The organism is Pseudomonas sp. Cab53, assembly GCF_018325965.1.
In the GTDB taxonomy this organism is placed as follows: Bacteria; Pseudomonadota; Gammaproteobacteria; order Pseudomonadales; family Pseudomonadaceae; genus Aquipseudomonas; species Aquipseudomonas chlororaphis_E.
On the sequence record NZ_AP021902.1, the window covers coordinates 3,928,454 to 3,945,158 of the forward strand.

General features: G+C 59.8%; 14 protein-coding genes. 10 read left to right on the forward strand and 4 right to left on the reverse strand.

From position 1 onward, the window contains the following. Positions 1-127 precede the first annotated feature (127 nt). The 4 genes from metH (at position 128) to KI241_RS17070 (ending at position 6,829) form a co-directional block, all read left to right on the forward strand. Positions 128-3,838 carry a methionine synthase gene (metH, locus tag KI241_RS17055; RefSeq protein WP_212802781.1) on the forward strand — a complete coding sequence of 1,237 codons (3,711 nt, stop codon included), beginning with the start codon at positions 128-130 and terminating at the stop codon, positions 3,836-3,838. Positions 3,839-3,926: 88 nt separating this feature from the next. Beyond that, positions 3,927-4,145 carry a DUF2970 domain-containing protein gene (locus tag KI241_RS17060; protein WP_024781254.1) on the forward strand — a complete coding sequence of 73 codons (219 nt, stop codon included), beginning with the start codon at positions 3,927-3,929 and terminating at the stop codon, positions 4,143-4,145. A gap of 547 nt (positions 4,146-4,692) precedes the next feature. Continuing rightward, entirely contained in the window at positions 4,693-6,351 is a 1,659-nt protein-coding gene (locus KI241_RS17065; protein ID WP_123579845.1) for a nitrite/sulfite reductase, read from the forward strand. Beyond that, positions 6,335-6,829: a DUF934 domain-containing protein gene (locus KI241_RS17070; protein ID WP_042728924.1), complete on the forward strand. Its 495-nt coding sequence runs from the start codon at positions 6,335-6,337 to the stop codon at positions 6,827-6,829. The genes KI241_RS17065 and KI241_RS17070 overlap by 17 nt, the downstream gene beginning before the upstream one ends. A 207-nt stretch (positions 6,830-7,036) precedes the next feature. Here KI241_RS17070 and sohB read toward each other — a convergent pair whose 3' ends face one another. Beyond that, positions 7,037-8,068 (reverse strand): protease SohB, encoded by a 1,032-nt coding sequence (sohB, locus tag KI241_RS17075; RefSeq protein ID WP_042728925.1) that lies wholly within the window; start codon positions 8,066-8,068, stop codon positions 7,037-7,039. Positions 8,069-8,294: 226 nt separating this feature from the next. On the opposite strand from sohB, the gene KI241_RS17080 reads away from it, so the two are divergent. From KI241_RS17080 to KI241_RS17095, 4 genes are all read left to right on the forward strand, one after another. Then, positions 8,295-9,005, forward strand: a complete 711-nt coding sequence (locus tag KI241_RS17080; RefSeq protein WP_123579844.1) for a histidine phosphatase family protein — start codon at positions 8,295-8,297, stop codon at positions 9,003-9,005. Between the two features lie 51 nt (positions 9,006-9,056). Beyond that, positions 9,057-9,371 carry an SCP2 sterol-binding domain-containing protein gene (locus KI241_RS17085; protein ID WP_042728927.1) on the forward strand — a complete coding sequence of 105 codons (315 nt, stop codon included), beginning with the start codon at positions 9,057-9,059 and terminating at the stop codon, positions 9,369-9,371. A 217-nt stretch (positions 9,372-9,588) separates the two neighbouring features. Then, positions 9,589-11,307, forward strand: coding sequence for a hydrogenase maturation protein (locus KI241_RS17090; protein ID WP_042728928.1), 1,719 nt, complete (start codon positions 9,589-9,591; stop codon positions 11,305-11,307). Between the two features lie 63 nt (positions 11,308-11,370). After that, complete coding sequence (locus KI241_RS17095; protein WP_047739116.1) at positions 11,371-12,234, forward strand: LysR family transcriptional regulator; 864 nt, start codon at positions 11,371-11,373, stop codon at positions 12,232-12,234. A gap of 123 nt (positions 12,235-12,357) precedes the next feature. Here the strand turns inward: KI241_RS17095 and KI241_RS17100 are convergent, their stop codons facing one another. Beyond that, entirely contained in the window at positions 12,358-12,597 is a 240-nt protein-coding gene (locus KI241_RS17100; RefSeq protein ID WP_042728930.1) for a DUF465 domain-containing protein, read from the reverse strand. Positions 12,598-12,816: 219 nt separating this feature from the next. On the opposite strand from KI241_RS17100, the gene KI241_RS17105 reads away from it, so the two are divergent. Beyond that, on the forward strand, positions 12,817-13,338 hold the full coding sequence (locus KI241_RS17105) for a DUF4142 domain-containing protein (protein WP_042728931.1): 522 nt from the start codon (positions 12,817-12,819) through the stop codon (positions 13,336-13,338). 198 nt (positions 13,339-13,536) lie between these two features. Here KI241_RS17105 and KI241_RS17110 read toward each other — a convergent pair whose 3' ends face one another. After that, the gene (locus KI241_RS17110) at positions 13,537-14,460 is read right to left on the reverse strand and encodes a hypothetical protein (protein WP_212802782.1); all 924 of its coding nucleotides are present in this window, start codon (positions 14,458-14,460) and stop codon (positions 13,537-13,539) included. A 445-nt stretch (positions 14,461-14,905) separates the two neighbouring features. Between KI241_RS17110 and KI241_RS17115 the strand changes: the two genes are divergently transcribed. Continuing rightward, the gene (locus KI241_RS17115; protein WP_042728933.1) at positions 14,906-16,066 is read left to right on the forward strand and encodes a hypothetical protein; all 1,161 of its coding nucleotides are present in this window, start codon (positions 14,906-14,908) and stop codon (positions 16,064-16,066) included. A 289-nt stretch (positions 16,067-16,355) separates the two neighbouring features. Here the strand turns inward: KI241_RS17115 and KI241_RS17120 are convergent, their stop codons facing one another. Continuing rightward, positions 16,356-16,622 carry a hypothetical protein gene (locus KI241_RS17120; RefSeq protein WP_212802783.1) on the reverse strand — a complete coding sequence of 89 codons (267 nt, stop codon included), beginning with the start codon at positions 16,620-16,622 and terminating at the stop codon, positions 16,356-16,358. Positions 16,623-16,705 lie beyond the last annotated feature (83 nt).

Here is a 16,705-nt window from a genome sequence, read left to right on the forward strand (position 1 = left end):
GATTCTACCGGGCCAGCACTCCCTTGCAAACATGAGCGAGATTCATGCAAAAGGCACCTGCGATCAAATACCGCACAGGTTTGCTATCATCCCGGCTTTCGTCATCGTCATTTTTCCAGGTAGTCCTATGTCTGATCGCAGCGCTCGCCTTTATCTTCTCCAGCAAGCCCTCAAGGAACGCATCCTGATCCTCGACGGTGGCATGGGCACGATGATCCAGAGCTACAAGCTGGAAGAGCAGGACTATCGCGGCAAGCGTTTCGCCGACTGGCCGAGCGACGTCAAGGGCAACAACGACCTGCTGGTGCTGAGTCGCCCCGACGTGATCGGCGCCATCGAAAAAGCCTACCTGGATGCCGGTGCCGACATCCTGGAGACCAACACCTTCAACGCCACCCAGGTGTCCCAGGCCGACTACGGCATGCAGGGCCTGGCCTATGAGCTGAACGTCGAAGGCGCGCGCCTGGCCCGTCAGGTGGCCGACGCCAAGACCCTGGAAACCCCGGACAAGCCACGCTTCGTCGCCGGCGTGCTCGGCCCGACCAGCCGTACCTGCTCGCTCTCACCAGACGTGAACAACCCCGGCTACCGCAACGTGACCTTCGATGAACTGGTGGAAAACTACACCGAGGCCACCCGGGGCCTGATCGAAGGCGGCGCCGACCTGATCCTGATCGAAACCATCTTCGACACATTGAACGCCAAGGCGGCGATTTTCGCCGTACAAGGGGTTTATGAAGAGCTGGGCGTCGAGCTGCCGATCATGATCTCCGGCACCATCACCGACGCCTCCGGCCGCACCCTCTCCGGCCAGACCACCGAAGCCTTCTGGAACTCCGTGGCCCACGCCAAGCCGATCTCCGTGGGCCTGAACTGCGCCCTTGGTGCCCGCGAGCTGCGGCCTTACCTCGAAGAGCTGTCGAACAAGGCCAACACCCATGTCTCGGCGCACCCGAACGCCGGCCTGCCCAACGAATTCGGCGAATACGACGAACTGCCGGCCGAAACCGCCAAGGTCATCGAGGAGTTCGCCCAGAGCGGCTTCCTGAACATCGTCGGCGGCTGCTGCGGCACCACGCCGGCGCACATCGAAGCCATCGCCAAGGCCGTGGCCGGTTATGCCCCGCGACAGATTCCGGAGATTCCACGGGCCTGCCGCCTGTCGGGCCTGGAACCGTTCACCATCGACCGCAACTCGCTGTTCGTCAACGTGGGCGAGCGGACCAACATCACCGGCTCCGCCAAGTTCGCCCGGCTGATCCGCGAAGACAACTACACCGAAGCCCTCGAAGTGGCCCTGCAACAGGTCGAGGCCGGCGCCCAGGTGATCGACATCAACATGGACGAGGGCATGCTCGACTCGAAGAAGGCCATGGTGACCTTCCTCAACCTGATCGCCGGCGAACCGGACATCTCCCGCGTGCCGATCATGATCGACTCCTCGAAGTGGGACGTGATCGAAGCCGGCCTCAAGTGCATCCAGGGCAAGGGCATCGTCAACTCCATCAGCATGAAGGAAGGCGTCGAGCAGTTCATCCACCACGCCAAGCTGTGCAAGCGCTACGGCGCCGCCGTGGTGGTAATGGCCTTCGACGAAGCCGGCCAGGCCGACACCGAGGCGCGCAAGAAGGAAATCTGCAAGCGTTCCTACGACATCCTGGTCAATGAAGTGGGCTTCCCACCGGAAGACATCATCTTCGACCCGAACATCTTCGCCGTGGCCACCGGCATCGAAGAGCACAACAACTATGCCGTGGATTTCATCAACGCCTGCGCCTACATTCGCGACGAGTTGCCCTACGCGCTGACCTCCGGCGGCGTGTCCAACGTGTCCTTCTCGTTCCGCGGCAACAACCCGGTGCGCGAGGCGATTCACTCGGTGTTCCTGCTGTATGCGATCCGCGCGGGCCTGACCATGGGCATCGTCAACGCCGGCCAGCTGGAGATCTACGACCAGATCCCGGTGGAGCTGCGCGACGCCGTCGAAGACGTGATCCTCAACCGCACGCCCGAGGGCACCGACGCCCTGCTCGCCATCGCCGACAAATACAAGGGCGATGGCAGCGTCAAGGAAGCGGAAACCGAAGAGTGGCGCGGCTGGGAGGTCAACAAGCGCCTGGAACATGCGCTGGTCAAGGGCATCACCACCCACATCGTCGAAGACACCGAAGAATCGCGACTGTCCTTCGCCCGCCCGATCGAAGTCATCGAAGGCCCGCTGATGGCTGGCATGAACATCGTTGGCGACCTGTTCGGCGCCGGCAAGATGTTCCTGCCCCAGGTGGTCAAGTCGGCGCGGGTGATGAAACAGGCCGTGGCCCACCTGATCCCGTTCATCGAAGCGGAAAAAGGCGACAAGCCGGAAGCCAAGGGCAAGATCCTGATGGCCACGGTCAAGGGCGACGTCCATGACATCGGCAAGAACATCGTCGGCGTGGTCCTCGGTTGCAACGGCTACGACATCGTCGACCTGGGCGTGATGGTGCCGGCGGAAAAGATCCTGCAGGTGGCCAAGGACGAGAAGTGCGACATCATCGGCCTGTCCGGCCTGATCACCCCATCGCTGGATGAAATGGTGCACGTGGCCCGCGAGATGCAGCGCCAGGATTTCCACCTGCCGTTGATGATCGGTGGCGCCACCACCTCCAAGGCCCACACCGCGGTGAAGATCGAGCCCAAGTACAGCAACGATGCGGTGATCTACGTCACCGACGCCTCCCGCGCCGTGGGCGTTGCCACGCAGTTGTTGTCCAAGGAGCTGAAGGCGGGGTTCGTCGAGAAGACCCGCCAGGACTACATGGACGTGCGCGAACGCACCGCCAACCGCAGCGCCCGCACCGAGCGCCTGAGCTACAGCGCCGCCATCGCCAAGAAGCCGCAGTTCGACTGGAGCAGCTACCAACCGGTCAAGCCGACGTTCACGGGCGCCAAGGTGCTGGACAACATCGACCTGAACGTCCTGGCCGAATACATCGACTGGACGCCGTTTTTCATCTCCTGGGACCTGGCCGGCAAATTCCCGCGCATCCTCACCGACGAAGTGGTCGGGGAAGCTGCCACCGCGCTGTACGCCGATGCCAAGGCCATGTTGTGCAAGCTGATCGACGAAAAGCTCATCAGCGCCCGCGCCGTGTTCGGCTTCTGGCCGGCCAACCAGGTGCATGACGACGACCTGGAAGTCTACGGCGATGACGGCAAGCCACTGGCTCGCCTGCATCACCTGCGCCAGCAGATCATCAAGACCGACGGCAAGCCGAACTTCTCCCTGGCCGACTTCGTCGCCCCCAAGGACAGCGGCGTGACCGACTACGTGGGCGGCTTCATCACCACCGCCGGCATCGGCGCCGAGGAAGTGGCCAAGGCCTACCAGGATGCCGGCGATGACTACAACTCGATCATGGTCAAGGCTTTGGCCGACCGCCTGGCCGAGGCCTGCGCCGAATGGCTGCACCAGCAGGTGCGCAAGGAACACTGGGGTTATGCCAAGGACGAAAGCCTGGACAACGAGGCACTGATCAAGGAGCAGTACAGCGGTATCCGCCCTGCTCCCGGCTACCCGGCCTGCCCGGACCACACCGAGAAAGCCACTCTGTTCCGCCTGCTCGACCCCGAGGCCAGCGAACTCAAGGCTGGACGTAGCGGCGTGTTCCTCACCGAACACTACGCCATGTTCCCGGCGGCGGCCGTCAGCGGCTGGTACTTCGCCCATCCGCAGGCGCAATACTTCGCCGTGGGCAAGATCGACAAGGACCAGGTCCAGAGCTACACCGGCCGCAAGGGCCAGGACCTGAGCGTGACCGAGCGCTGGCTGGCGCCGAACCTGGGCTATGACAACTGAGTGAAGGGATCACGGTCGGCAACGGCCGTGATCCTTTTTTTCACGGGTTGTCTATGCTTGTCCCAGACCCATGGCAGACGAGAGATTTATGGACGATCCAGTCGACAACAAGCCGCCGACCCTGCTGCAGATGATGCACAGCGTGCTGGCCGCCGCTTTCGGCGTGCAAAGCGGCAAGAACCGCGCCCGTGATTTCACCCACGGCAAACCGAGTCACTTCGTGATACTGGGCATCGCCTTCACGGTGATCTTCGCCCTGACGCTGTTCGGAATCGTCAAGCTGGTGGTGCACCTGGCGGGGTTGTAGCAAATCTCCCAGCCACCACACCCTTCTGTGGGAGCGGGCTTGCTCGCGAATGCGGTGATTCAGTCAATATGAATGTTGGCTGACATACCGCATTTCGCGAGCAAGCCCGCTCCCACAGGTTTTTCATTGCGTGGACGATCGATTACTGATGGCTGACCCAGAAAACCGCGGTGCCCACCACCAGGATAATCAGGAACAGAATGGCCCAGGCATCGACAGTACTGTCGCTTTTCCTTGCTTTGGTCGGATTGCTCATTGCATCGCCTCTTGTCGGTTTTTTAGGTGATTGCAGAAAGACTCGACCACAGTTAAGACGATGATTGCCCATACGACAAATGTGGGTTACGCGCCGATAGATCTCATTAGGCCATTTGGTTCTTTACATATACTCAAACATCACTTTTGCGCATAACTCAAAACAGGTATCTTGCACCGGCTCCTTTAGGAGTGCGCGGCCGTGCGCGCAGAATTGCCGAGGCAGAACCCGATTCCAGCGAGCCAACACGCAGCTGTTTCTGATCGGCCCAAGCCTGAGACCGAGACTTATATGTACGTATATGACGAGTACGATCAGCGGATCATCGAGGACCGCGTCAAGCAGTTCCGTGATCAGACCCGACGCTATCTGGCAGGCGAGCTGAGCGAAGAAGAATTCCGCCCTCTGCGCCTGCAGAATGGCCTGTATATCCAGCGGTTCGCCCCGATGCTGCGTGTGGCCGTGCCTTATGGCCAACTGACCTCGCGTCAGGTGCGCAAGCTGGCCCAGATCGCCCGCGACTACGACAAGGGCTATGCCCATATCAGTACCCGGCAGAATGTCCAGTACAACTGGCCAGCCCTGGAAGACGTGCCTGAGATCCTGGCCGAACTGGCGACCGTGCAGATGCACGCGATCCAGACCAGCGGCAACTGCCTGCGCAACGTCACCACCGACCAGTTCGCCGGCGTCGCCGCCGATGAGCTGATCGACCCGCGCCCGTGGTGCGAAATCGTCCGCCAGTGGACCACCTTCCACCCGGAATTCGCCTACCTGCCGCGCAAGTTCAAGATTGCCATCAATGGCTCGTCCTCGGACCGCGCCGCCATCGAAGTCCACGACATCGGCCTGGAAACGGTCTACAACGCCGCCGGCGAACTGGGCTTCCGGGTGCTGGTGGGCGGTGGCCTCGGGCGTACGCCGGTGGTCGGTGCGTTCATCAACGAGTTCCTGCCGTGGCAGGACCTGTTGAGCTACCTGGACGCCATCCTGCGGGTGTACAACCGCTACGGTCGTCGGGACAACAAGTACAAGGCGCGGATCAAGATACTGGTCAAGGCCCTCACGCCTGAAGTATTCGCCGAGAAGGTCGAAGCCGAGATGGCGCACCTGCGCGGCGGCCAGACCACCCTGACCGAAGCCGAAGTCCATCGCGTCGCCAAGCACTTCGTCGATCCGCAGTACAAGGCCCTGGACAACCAGGATGCCGAGTTCGCCGCCCTCGACAAGGAGCACCCAGGATTCGCCCGCTGGCGCAGCCGCAACACCCTGGCCCACAAGAAGCCAGGTTACGTCGCCGTGACGCTGTCGCTGAAACCGACCGGCGTCGCGCCGGGCGACATCACCGACAAGCAGCTCGATGCCGTGGCCGACCTGGCCGAGCGCTACAGCTTCGGTCAACTGCGCACCTCCCACGAGCAGAACATCATCCTGGCGGACGTTGAACAGACTCAACTGTTCACCCTCTGGGGCGAGCTGCGCGAACAAGGTTTCGCCACGCCGAACATCGGCCTGCTGACCGACATCATCTGCTGCCCGGGCGGCGACTTCTGCTCGCTGGCCAACGCCAAGTCGATCCCGATCGCCGAATCGATCCAGCGTCGTTTCGATGACCTGGACTACCTGTTCGACATCGGCGAGCTGGACCTGAACATTTCCGGTTGCATGAACGCGTGCGGTCACCACCACGTCGGCCACATCGGCATCCTCGGCGTGGACAAGAAAGGCGAAGAGTTCTACCAGGTCTCCCTGGGCGGCAGCGGTAGCCGCGACGCCAGCCTGGGCAAGATCCTCGGCCCGTCCTTTGCCCAGGACGACATGCCTGACGTGATCGAGAAGCTGATCGACGTGTACGTTGAACAACGGACCGAAGACGAGCGCTTCATCGACACTTACCAACGTATTGGTATCGACCTCTTCAAGGAACGCGTCTATGCAGCGAATCATTAAGAACAACGAGGTCATCGACGAGACCTGGCACCTGCTGCCCAAGGATGCGACCCTCGACGGTATCTCCAACTGCGACGACCTGATCGTGCCCCTGGCCCTGTGGCGCGACCATGCGCATGCCCTCAAGGCCCGCGACGGCGGCCTTGGTGTCTGGCTGGATGCCGACGAAGAAGCGGAAGAGATCGGTGATGACGCCAATCAGTTGCAAGTCATTGCGCTGAACTTCCCGGCGTTCACCGACGGCCGTAGCTACTCCAACGCCCGCCTGCTGCGTGACCGCTATGGTTTCAAGGGCGAGCTGCGGGCGATTGGCGACGTGCTGCGCGACCAGTTGTTCTACATGCGCCGCTGCGGCTTCGACGCCTTCGCCCTGCGCGCCGACAAGGACCCGTACGAAGCCCTTGAAAGCCTCAAGGACTTCTCGGTGACCTACCAGGCCGCCACTGACGAACCGCTGCCGCTGTTTCGTCGTCGCTGAGCCTCAAGCAATAAAAAAGCCCTGGACCGGGTGACTGGTCCAGGGCTTTTTCATGGGTGGACGAGGCTCTTCAAACCACCTCGCTCCCTGTGGGAGCGGGCTTGCTCGCGAATGCTGTCAGCACAAGCAAAATGGATGTCGACTGACCCACCGCTTTCGCGGGCAAGCCCGCTCCCACATGGTAGTGGCGAGAGCAGGCTTGGTGGATTACCAGAACCGCTGCTGGGTCAAACGACTCCACCAGCTCAACAGCACCCGGTCCACCGACCCGCTGGCCGCCATGCCGATGCGTTCCTGCAGGCTTTTGCGCTCGGCGTAGTGCAGGTGGTAAAGCTCGGCGCCCTTGGCCCGTTCGGCGAGGTATTCGTCGCTGGTCTTCAGCTCGTCCACCAGGCCTTTGCCCAGGGCCGCGACGCCCAGCCAGACTTCGCCGGTCGCCACTTCGTCGATGGCCAGTTGCGGACGGTAGTTGGAGACGAAGTTCTTGAACAGCTCATGGGTGATGTCCAGGTCTTCCTGGAACTTCTCCCGACCCTTCTCGGTGTTTTCGCCGAACACCGTCAAGGTGCGCTTGTATTCGCCAGCGGTCAGCACCTCGAAATCGATGTCATGTTTCTTCAGCAGGCGGTTGACGTTGGGCAACTGGGCGACGACGCCGATGGACCCCAGGATGGCGAAAGGCGCGCTGATGATCTTCTCGCCGATGCAGGCCATCATGTAGCCGCCGCTGGCCGCCACCTTATCGATGCAGACTGTCAACGGCACGCCGGCCTGACGGATCCGCGCCAGTTGCGACGAGGCCAGGCCGTAGCTGTGGACCATGCCACCGCCGCTTTCCAGCCGCAGCACCACTTCGTCCTTCGGCGTGGCCAGGGTCAGCAGCGCGGTGATTTCATGGCGCAGGCTCTCGGTGGCCGACGCCTTGATGTCGCCGTCGAAATCCAGCACGAACACTCGGGACTTGGGCGCCGGCTTGGCCTTCTGCTTTTTCTGCGCCTTTTCAGTCTTGCCTTCGGTCTTGCGCAGGGCCTTGAGCTGGTCCTTGTCCAGCAGCGTTTGTTCCAGGCGCTCGCGCAGCCCCTTGTAGAAATCGTTGAGCTTGCTCACCTGCAACTGGCCAACCGACTTGCGCCGCCCCTTGCTGCGCAGCGCCGCGAAACTGGCCAGCACCACCAGGATGGCGATCACCAGCGTCACGGTCTTGGCCAGGAACCCGGCGTACTCGATGAAAAACTCCACAGCGACTCCTTAAATGCAATGCGCCACTGAACGCAGGCGCGTAACGCCTCCAGCATACCCATGCGCCTGCGCCGCGGCCAGCCAAGAAACCTATGGTTACCTTCGTCCGAGCGAGGCCGGACAAGGCTCCAACGGACATTTCAAACAAGCGTATGTTTTTTCATTGACAGCTCACCGTCATCCTCATAACCTCGCCAAACCTTCAACGTACCGGGATGACGCGGACGTGGGCAGCATCTATCTGATTCGACATGGCCAGGCCTCCTTCGGTGCGGATGACTACGATGTCCTTTCGCCCAACGGTGTGCGCCAAGCCCAAGTGCTGGGTAATCACCTGGCAGAACTGGGTGTCGTGTTCGATCGCTGCCTCTCGGGAGACCTGCGTCGCCAGCAGGACACCGCCTCCGGTGCCCTGGGCCAGATGAGCGCCGCCGGGCTGCCGGTTCCCGTGCTGGAAATCGACGCAGCCTTCAACGAATTCGACGCCGATGCGGTCATCCGCGCGCTGTTGCCGGACATGCTCACACAGGAGCCCGAGGCGCTGGATGTCCTGCGCAACGCCGCGCAGAACCGTGCCGAGTTCCAACGCATCTTCGCGCTGATCATCGAACGCTGGCTCGAAGGGCGATATGACCCGCCCGGCCTGGAAAGCTGGCTGGGTTTCGTCGAGCGGGTCCAGGGCGGCCTGCAGCGGATCCTCGAACAGGCCGACAACCGCCAGAAAATCGCCGTGTTCACGTCCGGCGGCACCATCACCGCCCTGCTCCACCTGATCACCCGGATTCCGGCCCGACAGGCCTTCGAACTGAATTGGCAAATCGTCAACACCTCGCTCAACCAGCTTAAATTCAGGGGCCGCGAGGTGGCCCTGGCGTCCTTCAACAGTCACGCCCACCTGCAACTGCTGAAGGCCCCGGACCTCATCACCTTCCGCTGAGGCCGAATTACCCAAGACCCTTGCTGTACAACCCAAATAAGGATCGACACCATGACCTCCGTAGCCGACGCCGTACAAGCCATGAAAGCCAAGTTCAACCCAGCCGCCGCTGCCGGCCTGGACCTGGTCTTCGGTTTCCGCATTGACGATGACAAGCACTTCTCGCTGATCGTCAAGGACAGCACCTGCGAGCTGCAGGAAGGTGAGAACCCGGACGCCCAGGTGACCCTGGTGATGGACGGCGAAACCCTGGAAGGCATCGTCGACGGCAGCACCGATGGCATGCAAGCGTTCATGGCCGGCAAGCTGCGCGCCGAAGGCGACATGATGCTGGCGATGAAACTGTCCGAGCTGTTCCCAGGCTAAGACCAGGCCCGCGCGCAACACGCGCCTGCTGCCTGCAAACGAATCCCGCCCCCGTGGCGGGATTCGTGTTTCTGCGCGCCCCTCAACGCCTCTCGGCGCACGCAACCTTGACCCCTGTCAGCTTCGCCCCCTCCTTCAACCGCTAACGTAGCGCCTCCATCAGCCAGGGACGGCTCATCGGGAGCCTGTGCCTGCATCTCTCAAGGAAGGGAATTTCATGTCTGCACTGAAGATCATTCTGCTGTCGACCGCGTTCAATGGCCTGACCCAGCGCGTCTGGCTGGACCTGCGCGAAGCCGGCTATCGCCCCAGCGTCGTACTGTTCACCGACCCGGACTCGGTCTGCCAGCAAATCGAAGACAGCGGCGCCGACCTGGTGATCTGCCCGTTTCTCAAGGACCGCGTTCCCCAACGACTGTGGCGCAATCCGCGGCGGCCGGTGGTGATCATTCACCCCGGCATTGTCGGTGACCGCGGCGCCAGTGCCCTGGACTGGGCCCTCATGCGCCAACCCGAGCGCTGGGGCGTCACGGCGCTGCAGGCCGTCGAGGAGATGGACGCCGGACCGGTCTGGGCCACGTGCGAATTCCACCTGCCCGAAGGCCTGCGCAAATCCGAGCTGTATAACGGCCCGGTCAGCGATGCCGCGATCCAGTGTGTCCGCGAGGTCGTGCAGAAATACCTCAACGGTTTCACCCCGGTGCCATTGGACTACAGCCGCCGTGAAGTTGTCGGACGCCTGCAACCGAATATGACCCAGGACGATCGCACCTTCAGCTGGCACGACAACAGCGCGTTCATCAAGCGTTGCATCGACGCCGCCGACGGCCAGCCGGGCGTGCTGGCAAGCCTGGCCGGCGGCCAGTTTTATGTGTACGACGCGCACCTGGATGTACGCCGCGGCGTGCCCGGAAACCTGTTGGCCGTGCGTGACGACGCGGTGCTGGTGGCGACAGGCGATGCCAGCCTGTGGATCGGATCCCTGCGCCTCAAGCCGCAGTCCGGCGAACAGACGTTCAAACGGCCAGCGCGCCATGTGCTGGCCCAACGGCTCGCGGGCGTTCCGGTACTCGACGACTCACTGGCCCGGCAGCCGTTCAGCGACGAGCCTTACCAACCCATCCGTTACCGTGAATGCGGCCACGTGGGCGAACTGACATTCGAGTGCTACAACGGTGCGATGAGCACCGAGCAATGCCAGCGCCTTGTGGCGGCGCTGCGCTGGGCCAAGACGCGGGATACCGAGGTGTTGCTGATTCGCGGTGGCCGCGGCAGCTTCTGCAACGGTGTGCACCTGAACGTGATTCAAGCCGCCGCCGACCCCGGCCTGGAAGCCTGGGCCAACATCCAGGCCATCGACGACGTCTGCCTTGAACTGTTCAGCGCCCGGCAACTGGTGGTCAGCGGTTTGACCGGCAATGCCGGGGCCGGCGGCGTGATGCTGGCCCTGGCGGCGGATATCGTGCTGGCGCGGCGCGACATCGTGCTCAACCCCCACTACGCGACCATGGGCCTGTACGGCTCCGAATACTGGACCTACAGCCTGCCTCGGGCCGTTGGCCCGGACAGGGCCTACGCACTCACCCAGGACTGCCTGCCCGTCAGTGCCACCCAGGCCTTGCGCTACGGCATGGTCCAGGAGATCGGCCCGCGCTGTCCCGACGAGTTCGGCCTATGGCTGCTGCAACGGGCCAACAGCGCCCTGCTCGATCCGGCCTACGAAAGCCTGCGGGTCCGCAAGGCCGAGCGAAGCCTGTCGGCGATCCAGGCCTGCCGCGACGGCGAACTGGCACAGATGCGTCGCGACATGGTGGACAACCGCCACGGCTTTGCCGAGAAGTGCCATCGCTTTGTGTTCAAGCACCGCGCCTGCCGCACGCCGCAACGCCTGGTGGCGCCATGGGCGCGAGCCGAACGGGTCCAACCCGTCCAATGATTCGCGGTATCGGACAAGCGTGGCAGCTCTTACAATGCCCGCTTCCCCTGTACCGGCCTGAACATGGACATCGACCTCGCCCGCACTTTCCTGGAAATTGTCCGCCACGGCAGCCTCGCTGCCGCGGCTGAGAAACTGCACGTCACCCAGACGGCAATCACCGCCCGGGTGCAGAAACTCGAAAGCCAGCTCGGTTGCGCGCTGTTCGTGCGCAATCGCGCCGGCGCGCGGCTGACCGCCGACGGCGAAGCGTTCGTGGTCTACGCCAACCAGCTCGTGCAAACCTGGGAGGCGGCCCGGCGAGACCTGCCCTTGCCCGAAGGCTATCGCAACGTCCTGCACCTGGGTGGCGAGGTCAGCCTGTGCAACCCGTTGATGCTCGCCTGGGCCGGTGCACTGCGCCAGAAGATCCCCGGACATGCCCTGCGCATGGACATCCGCGATGGCGAGAAGCTGCTGCAACAGCTGGAGCTGGGCCTGTTGGACGCGGCGGTGGTGTACCAGCCCGAATACTGGCCCCGGCTGCAGGTGGAGCAACTGCTGGAAGAAAAACTGATCATGGTGCGTTTGGCGGCACGCCCCGAGCCCTATGTCTACATCGATTGGTGCGCCGACTTCCGCCGCCAGCACGACACAGCGCTCCCCGACAAAGCCAAGGCTGCCGTGACCTTCAACCTCGGCCCCCTGGCCTTGCAGTACATCCTGGAGCATGGTGGCAGCGCTTACTTCCGCACCCGGGTCGTGCAGAGTTACCTGGACAGCGGCATCCTGGAACGGGTGCCCAAGGCGCCTGAATTCAATTACCCGACTTACCTCGTCTATTCCCGGGACAGGGATTCAGCCGCGTTGCAACAAGCGTTCGAGGTGCTGCGAGAAATTGTCAGGGCCGGCAGCGATTGGTCGCAGCGTTGGGATCCGCTGAGCTGAAGGGGTTGTGTGGGGGCCGCTCCGCAGTCCAGCGGGAGCAAGCTCCCTCGCCACGACGGTTCGGACGGCAGACCGGTCCAATAGGAGGGCCCCTGCAAACGCAGGAGCCTTCGGGGCCATCCGTCACTGCATCTGCAAGTGCTCGACGATCTCGTCCTTGATCAACAAGCGCTTTTTCTTGAGCGTCTCCAGGGCGTCATCGGACAGGGCTGGGGAAGACGGCTTTTCGGCGTCGACCACCTCGGCATCAAGTTGGGAGTATTTGTGAAGTAACGAGTCGAGCCTTGGGTTCTCGCTGCGCTTTTGCTGGATGTGGTCTTTTGTGCAGTTGAGATCCTGGCACAAATCGTGAGACACCGGCATGGAACACCTCCTTTTTGGTGGGTCGGTGGCAGACGCTTTTTGCGGCGCCCGTCGATTATCAGGATGGCCTCCTCGACGGGGTTCTGTCGACCGCCTATCCGACCAGCGGTGACCGTTCGTCGTGCCGCTACGCTTTCCAGGCAAACCTTTATTCGCGCCCAGACCTCCATTGAACAGAGACGAAACAATCGTCCTATCACCCTCAACGGAGACTTACCTATGGACGGATTTACCCTGCGTCAACTCGGCCTGGCCATTGCCTTGAGCACCAGCATGGGCACTGCCTGGGCTGCCACTTCCAACGACTTCGTCGACAACGCGGCGGCCGGTGGTATCGCGGAAATCGAAACCAGCAAACTGGCCCTTGAAAAAAGCGCCTCGGCGGACGTGAAAGAATTCGCCAACAAGATGATCACCGATCACACCAAGGCCAACCAGGAATTGATGGCCCTGGCGAAAAAACACGACATTGAAGTGCCGGATGAAACCACGCTGGTGAAAAAGGCCAAGGCCAAGATCCTCGACATGCGTGATGAATCCTTCGACGCGGCCTACGCCAACAACCAGGTGAAAGCCCACGAAGAAACCATCGCCCTGTTCAAGAAAGAAGCCGAGACCGTGACGGACGACAAAAAGGCCGGCAACACCGAACTCAAGGCATTTGCGCAGAAAATGCTGCCGGACCTGCAACACCATCTGGATGCCGCCAAGAAGCTCCAGGCGGCGCATCCTAGTAAGTAATACAAAGCCGGGCTTGCTCTCAGCAATGACCGCTAAGCCTTGCAGGCCTATGCCTGCAAGGCTTAGTGATTGGTTCACTTATGAAAGCCGGCTTTGCGCGAACATTCTGAATAGGGTTGGCGCCTCTAATATCCCCTCATCTTATCGCTTGAACATTACTCCACTCTAGCTGATACCTGCGTTCGCGTTATTACTTCATCAAACAATAGGTGTGACGTTGACAGCAGGGCTGAGAAAGTCGATATGATAGCCGCTTGACCCATCTCCGATAGCCAAGTGCACACCGTCTATACCTTCGTTCAACTGCGAGTTCATTTTGTAATCGATGAGTGGCTTTATTTCACTATTTACGCCAATTGCAAATTCGGTCAATCGAAGACCCCGAGCACCAGCAGCAACCGTCAATAATTCCATGTACTCCCTATTATCAACTCGCAAAGATTTAACTTCGTTATCAACAACAACCAATAAACCTCCCTTCTCAAAAATCTTATCGGATAGCAATCCAAGCCTCATCCCGATATCTTTGGGTAGTATCGGATTAGGTTTTCTCAGCACAGTCAAAACCCCCGAAACCTCCAACACTCCATTAAAAGAGAATGGGCAAGCCTCCTCAGGATTCATATGGGCATAATGAACCTCGAAAAATTCCGCAACAGAATGGATAAAATAACCTGAGACATCTTCCGCGATCAATGCGTACGGCTCCGCTTTAGGAGATAGAGCCATCTGTCCAGTGGAGCCGTCGCCGGTCAACAAAAACAAATAATTGGAATTAAGCATATTCAAAACCACCCGCTGCCTTTTTAAAGCTTCCTGAAAATCACTATTCAGAAGCAAACTCAAACTGTAATTTGCGCAGTGCAACGAGGGTTCGAAGACCTGAGTGGCGCAGAAAACGCTTCTCTTTTTCTGCGTAGACTGGGCAAGTGCCAACGTAAGCTTAGCGGCGCTATTACTAAAGGAGAAAATCACACTATTGAGAGGAAGCTGCTTCACTTCGTTTATATCCGCAGCGTTCAGCCCTCGCTGCGAGCATTCATCAAGAAAAGGTATTGAATCTGCGAGAACCCAGAACTCTTCATCGCCAAAAAGACTAGGAATACTTATTGTGGTTGACATAAAAAACTTCCTTTTATAAAAGGGTGGCCTGTCCATGCCACCCTCTCAGTCAGTAGCAATCAATCATCTATATAGGCCCAAGCCAGCGGTGCCCATCCAAAATTTTCAGGACCCGAAGTAATCCTGTTCAATTTTTCCTGATTAATTTTCTGCTTTTTCATATTTAATCCTCTTTTTTATTGGGCTCCCCTGCAGCGCAAAGGAGTAATTCATTAATTCAAATTTATTTTGTTTTTGGAATGCCTTTCCCAAATCTTTTTAGAATCAATAATTCTAATTTTACTGAACGAAAGACATAAACAGATATTTATGTAGGAACCATCTGTAATCATCTTCTGAAAATTCAAAAAATTACCTTCTTTTATTGTTTGACTGAGCTAAGGTTGATAGTTTTTTTACTGGCTACCCAAGCTTAATCAAACAATTCGAAAGGAGGACATTACTAATGAGCGATAGTAAAAAATACCTGACTGATGCCGCACTTCAGCAGGCCTTGTCCATTGCAGATCTGACCGAAACCCACTCCACCGCCCATGCGGTCCGGTTGATCATGAACGAGGTACTCGAAGGGTTGGCCCGCGCCGGTTGGCCACAAGCCCAGATACAGAGTGGTCCAAGGGTCGTATCTGCCGAAGAAAACTATGGCTTGCTCGGATATGACCCGTCGGAAGTAACTTTAGGCAGCGCGCACACGCGTTGGGTGGATGAGCATTCGCTGTTGCGTACGCAAACCACCAGTCAGATTCCGATTGCGCTGAAGCATGCCGCTCAGAGCCGCAAGCCTGGAGCATTGATATTGCTGGCGGCTCCGGGGATCACTTTCCGTCGCGACAGTCGTGATCGTTGGCACTGCGCCGAGCCGCACCAGATGGATATATGGGTGCTGGGAGAGCCGGAACTCTCATCCCGTGAACATCTTCTGCGCCTGGTCGGCGATGTTCTCAATGCGGCGACTCCGGACAAGCCCTGGATCTATAGCGACAGCCCGCATCACTATACCGAAGGAGGTATCGAGGTGAATGTGATGAACGATGGCTCTGCTGTCGAAGTGCTGGAGTGTGGGCTTATCGCTACTTCATTGCTGCAACGACTGGGGATCGATCCTCAGCGCCACGGAGGTCTGGCGCTGGGAATGGGGTTGGACCGATTGGCCATGTTGCGCAAGGGAATCCCGGATATTCGCCTGCTGCGCGACCCTAATGAACGGGTCCAGGCCCAGATGCATGATTTACGACCATGGAATGCAGTGTCACGTCTACCTTCGATCAGCCGAGATATATCTGTGGCAGTGACGCCAGGGTTAAGTGAGGAGGTATTGACTGAAAAGATGCTACAGGCAGCCGGCGACTGCTCGGGATGGATCGAAGAGATGCAGGTCAAGGGCCGATGGATTTCGTCCGAGTTGCCGTCACAAGCCATTGAAAGACTCGGGCTGTTACCCGACCAGGAGAATATTCTACTGAGGGTTGTGTTACGTGACTGCTCGCGATCGATCACGACCGCCGAGGCCAATGCGTTGTATGAAAAAATCCAAGCAGCGTTACATGAAGGTGCACCGGGCGCGGGCTATAGAATGGAATTGTCGACACCGTCATCCATTCCATAAAACTCCACTCCACTGGAGGGCGACTTACGGGGTTCAAAAGTGCCGTTTAAGAAACGGGACTTTTTGTTGGCTAGCCACCATCCGTATCAATACAGGCATCCGTGCTTCACCGAGTTCGGGCCGGTTCGGGCTTGGCCTGAAACCGAGGCTGAAGGTGTTGTCGTTGTCTGGTGTTGGTTCTTCTGGTCGACGTCACTCGTCGCGCCCTGGACCTGGTCCGTGACGGCGCGGCGGGCCTTGTTCGAAGGCATTCCCACGCAAAGCGTGAGAACGCTCTTGTGCGAAAAAACTAACCACCATCCGTATCAATATCGGCATCCGTGCTTTCGCCGGGTTCAGGCCGGTCCGGGTCTGGCTTGAAACCGGGGCTGAAGGTGTTGTCGTTGTCCTGGTGATGGTTCTTCTGGTCGACTTCAGTCGCCGCGCTTTGGGCCTGGTCCGTGCCGGCAGGGCTGGCAGGTTGGGTGCCCGGGGGTGTCGGCTGGACCTGGGGGTCGATGGCCGGGTCGTTGCGCGGTTGGCCTTGTTGCTGGGTGTTTGCAGGATCGTCGTTCATAGCCACCTCATTCATGACAGGGCCGGTTGGTGACCGACCTTGATTATTCGAAGGTGTGGCGAAGGCTTCGGTTCCATTTGTTT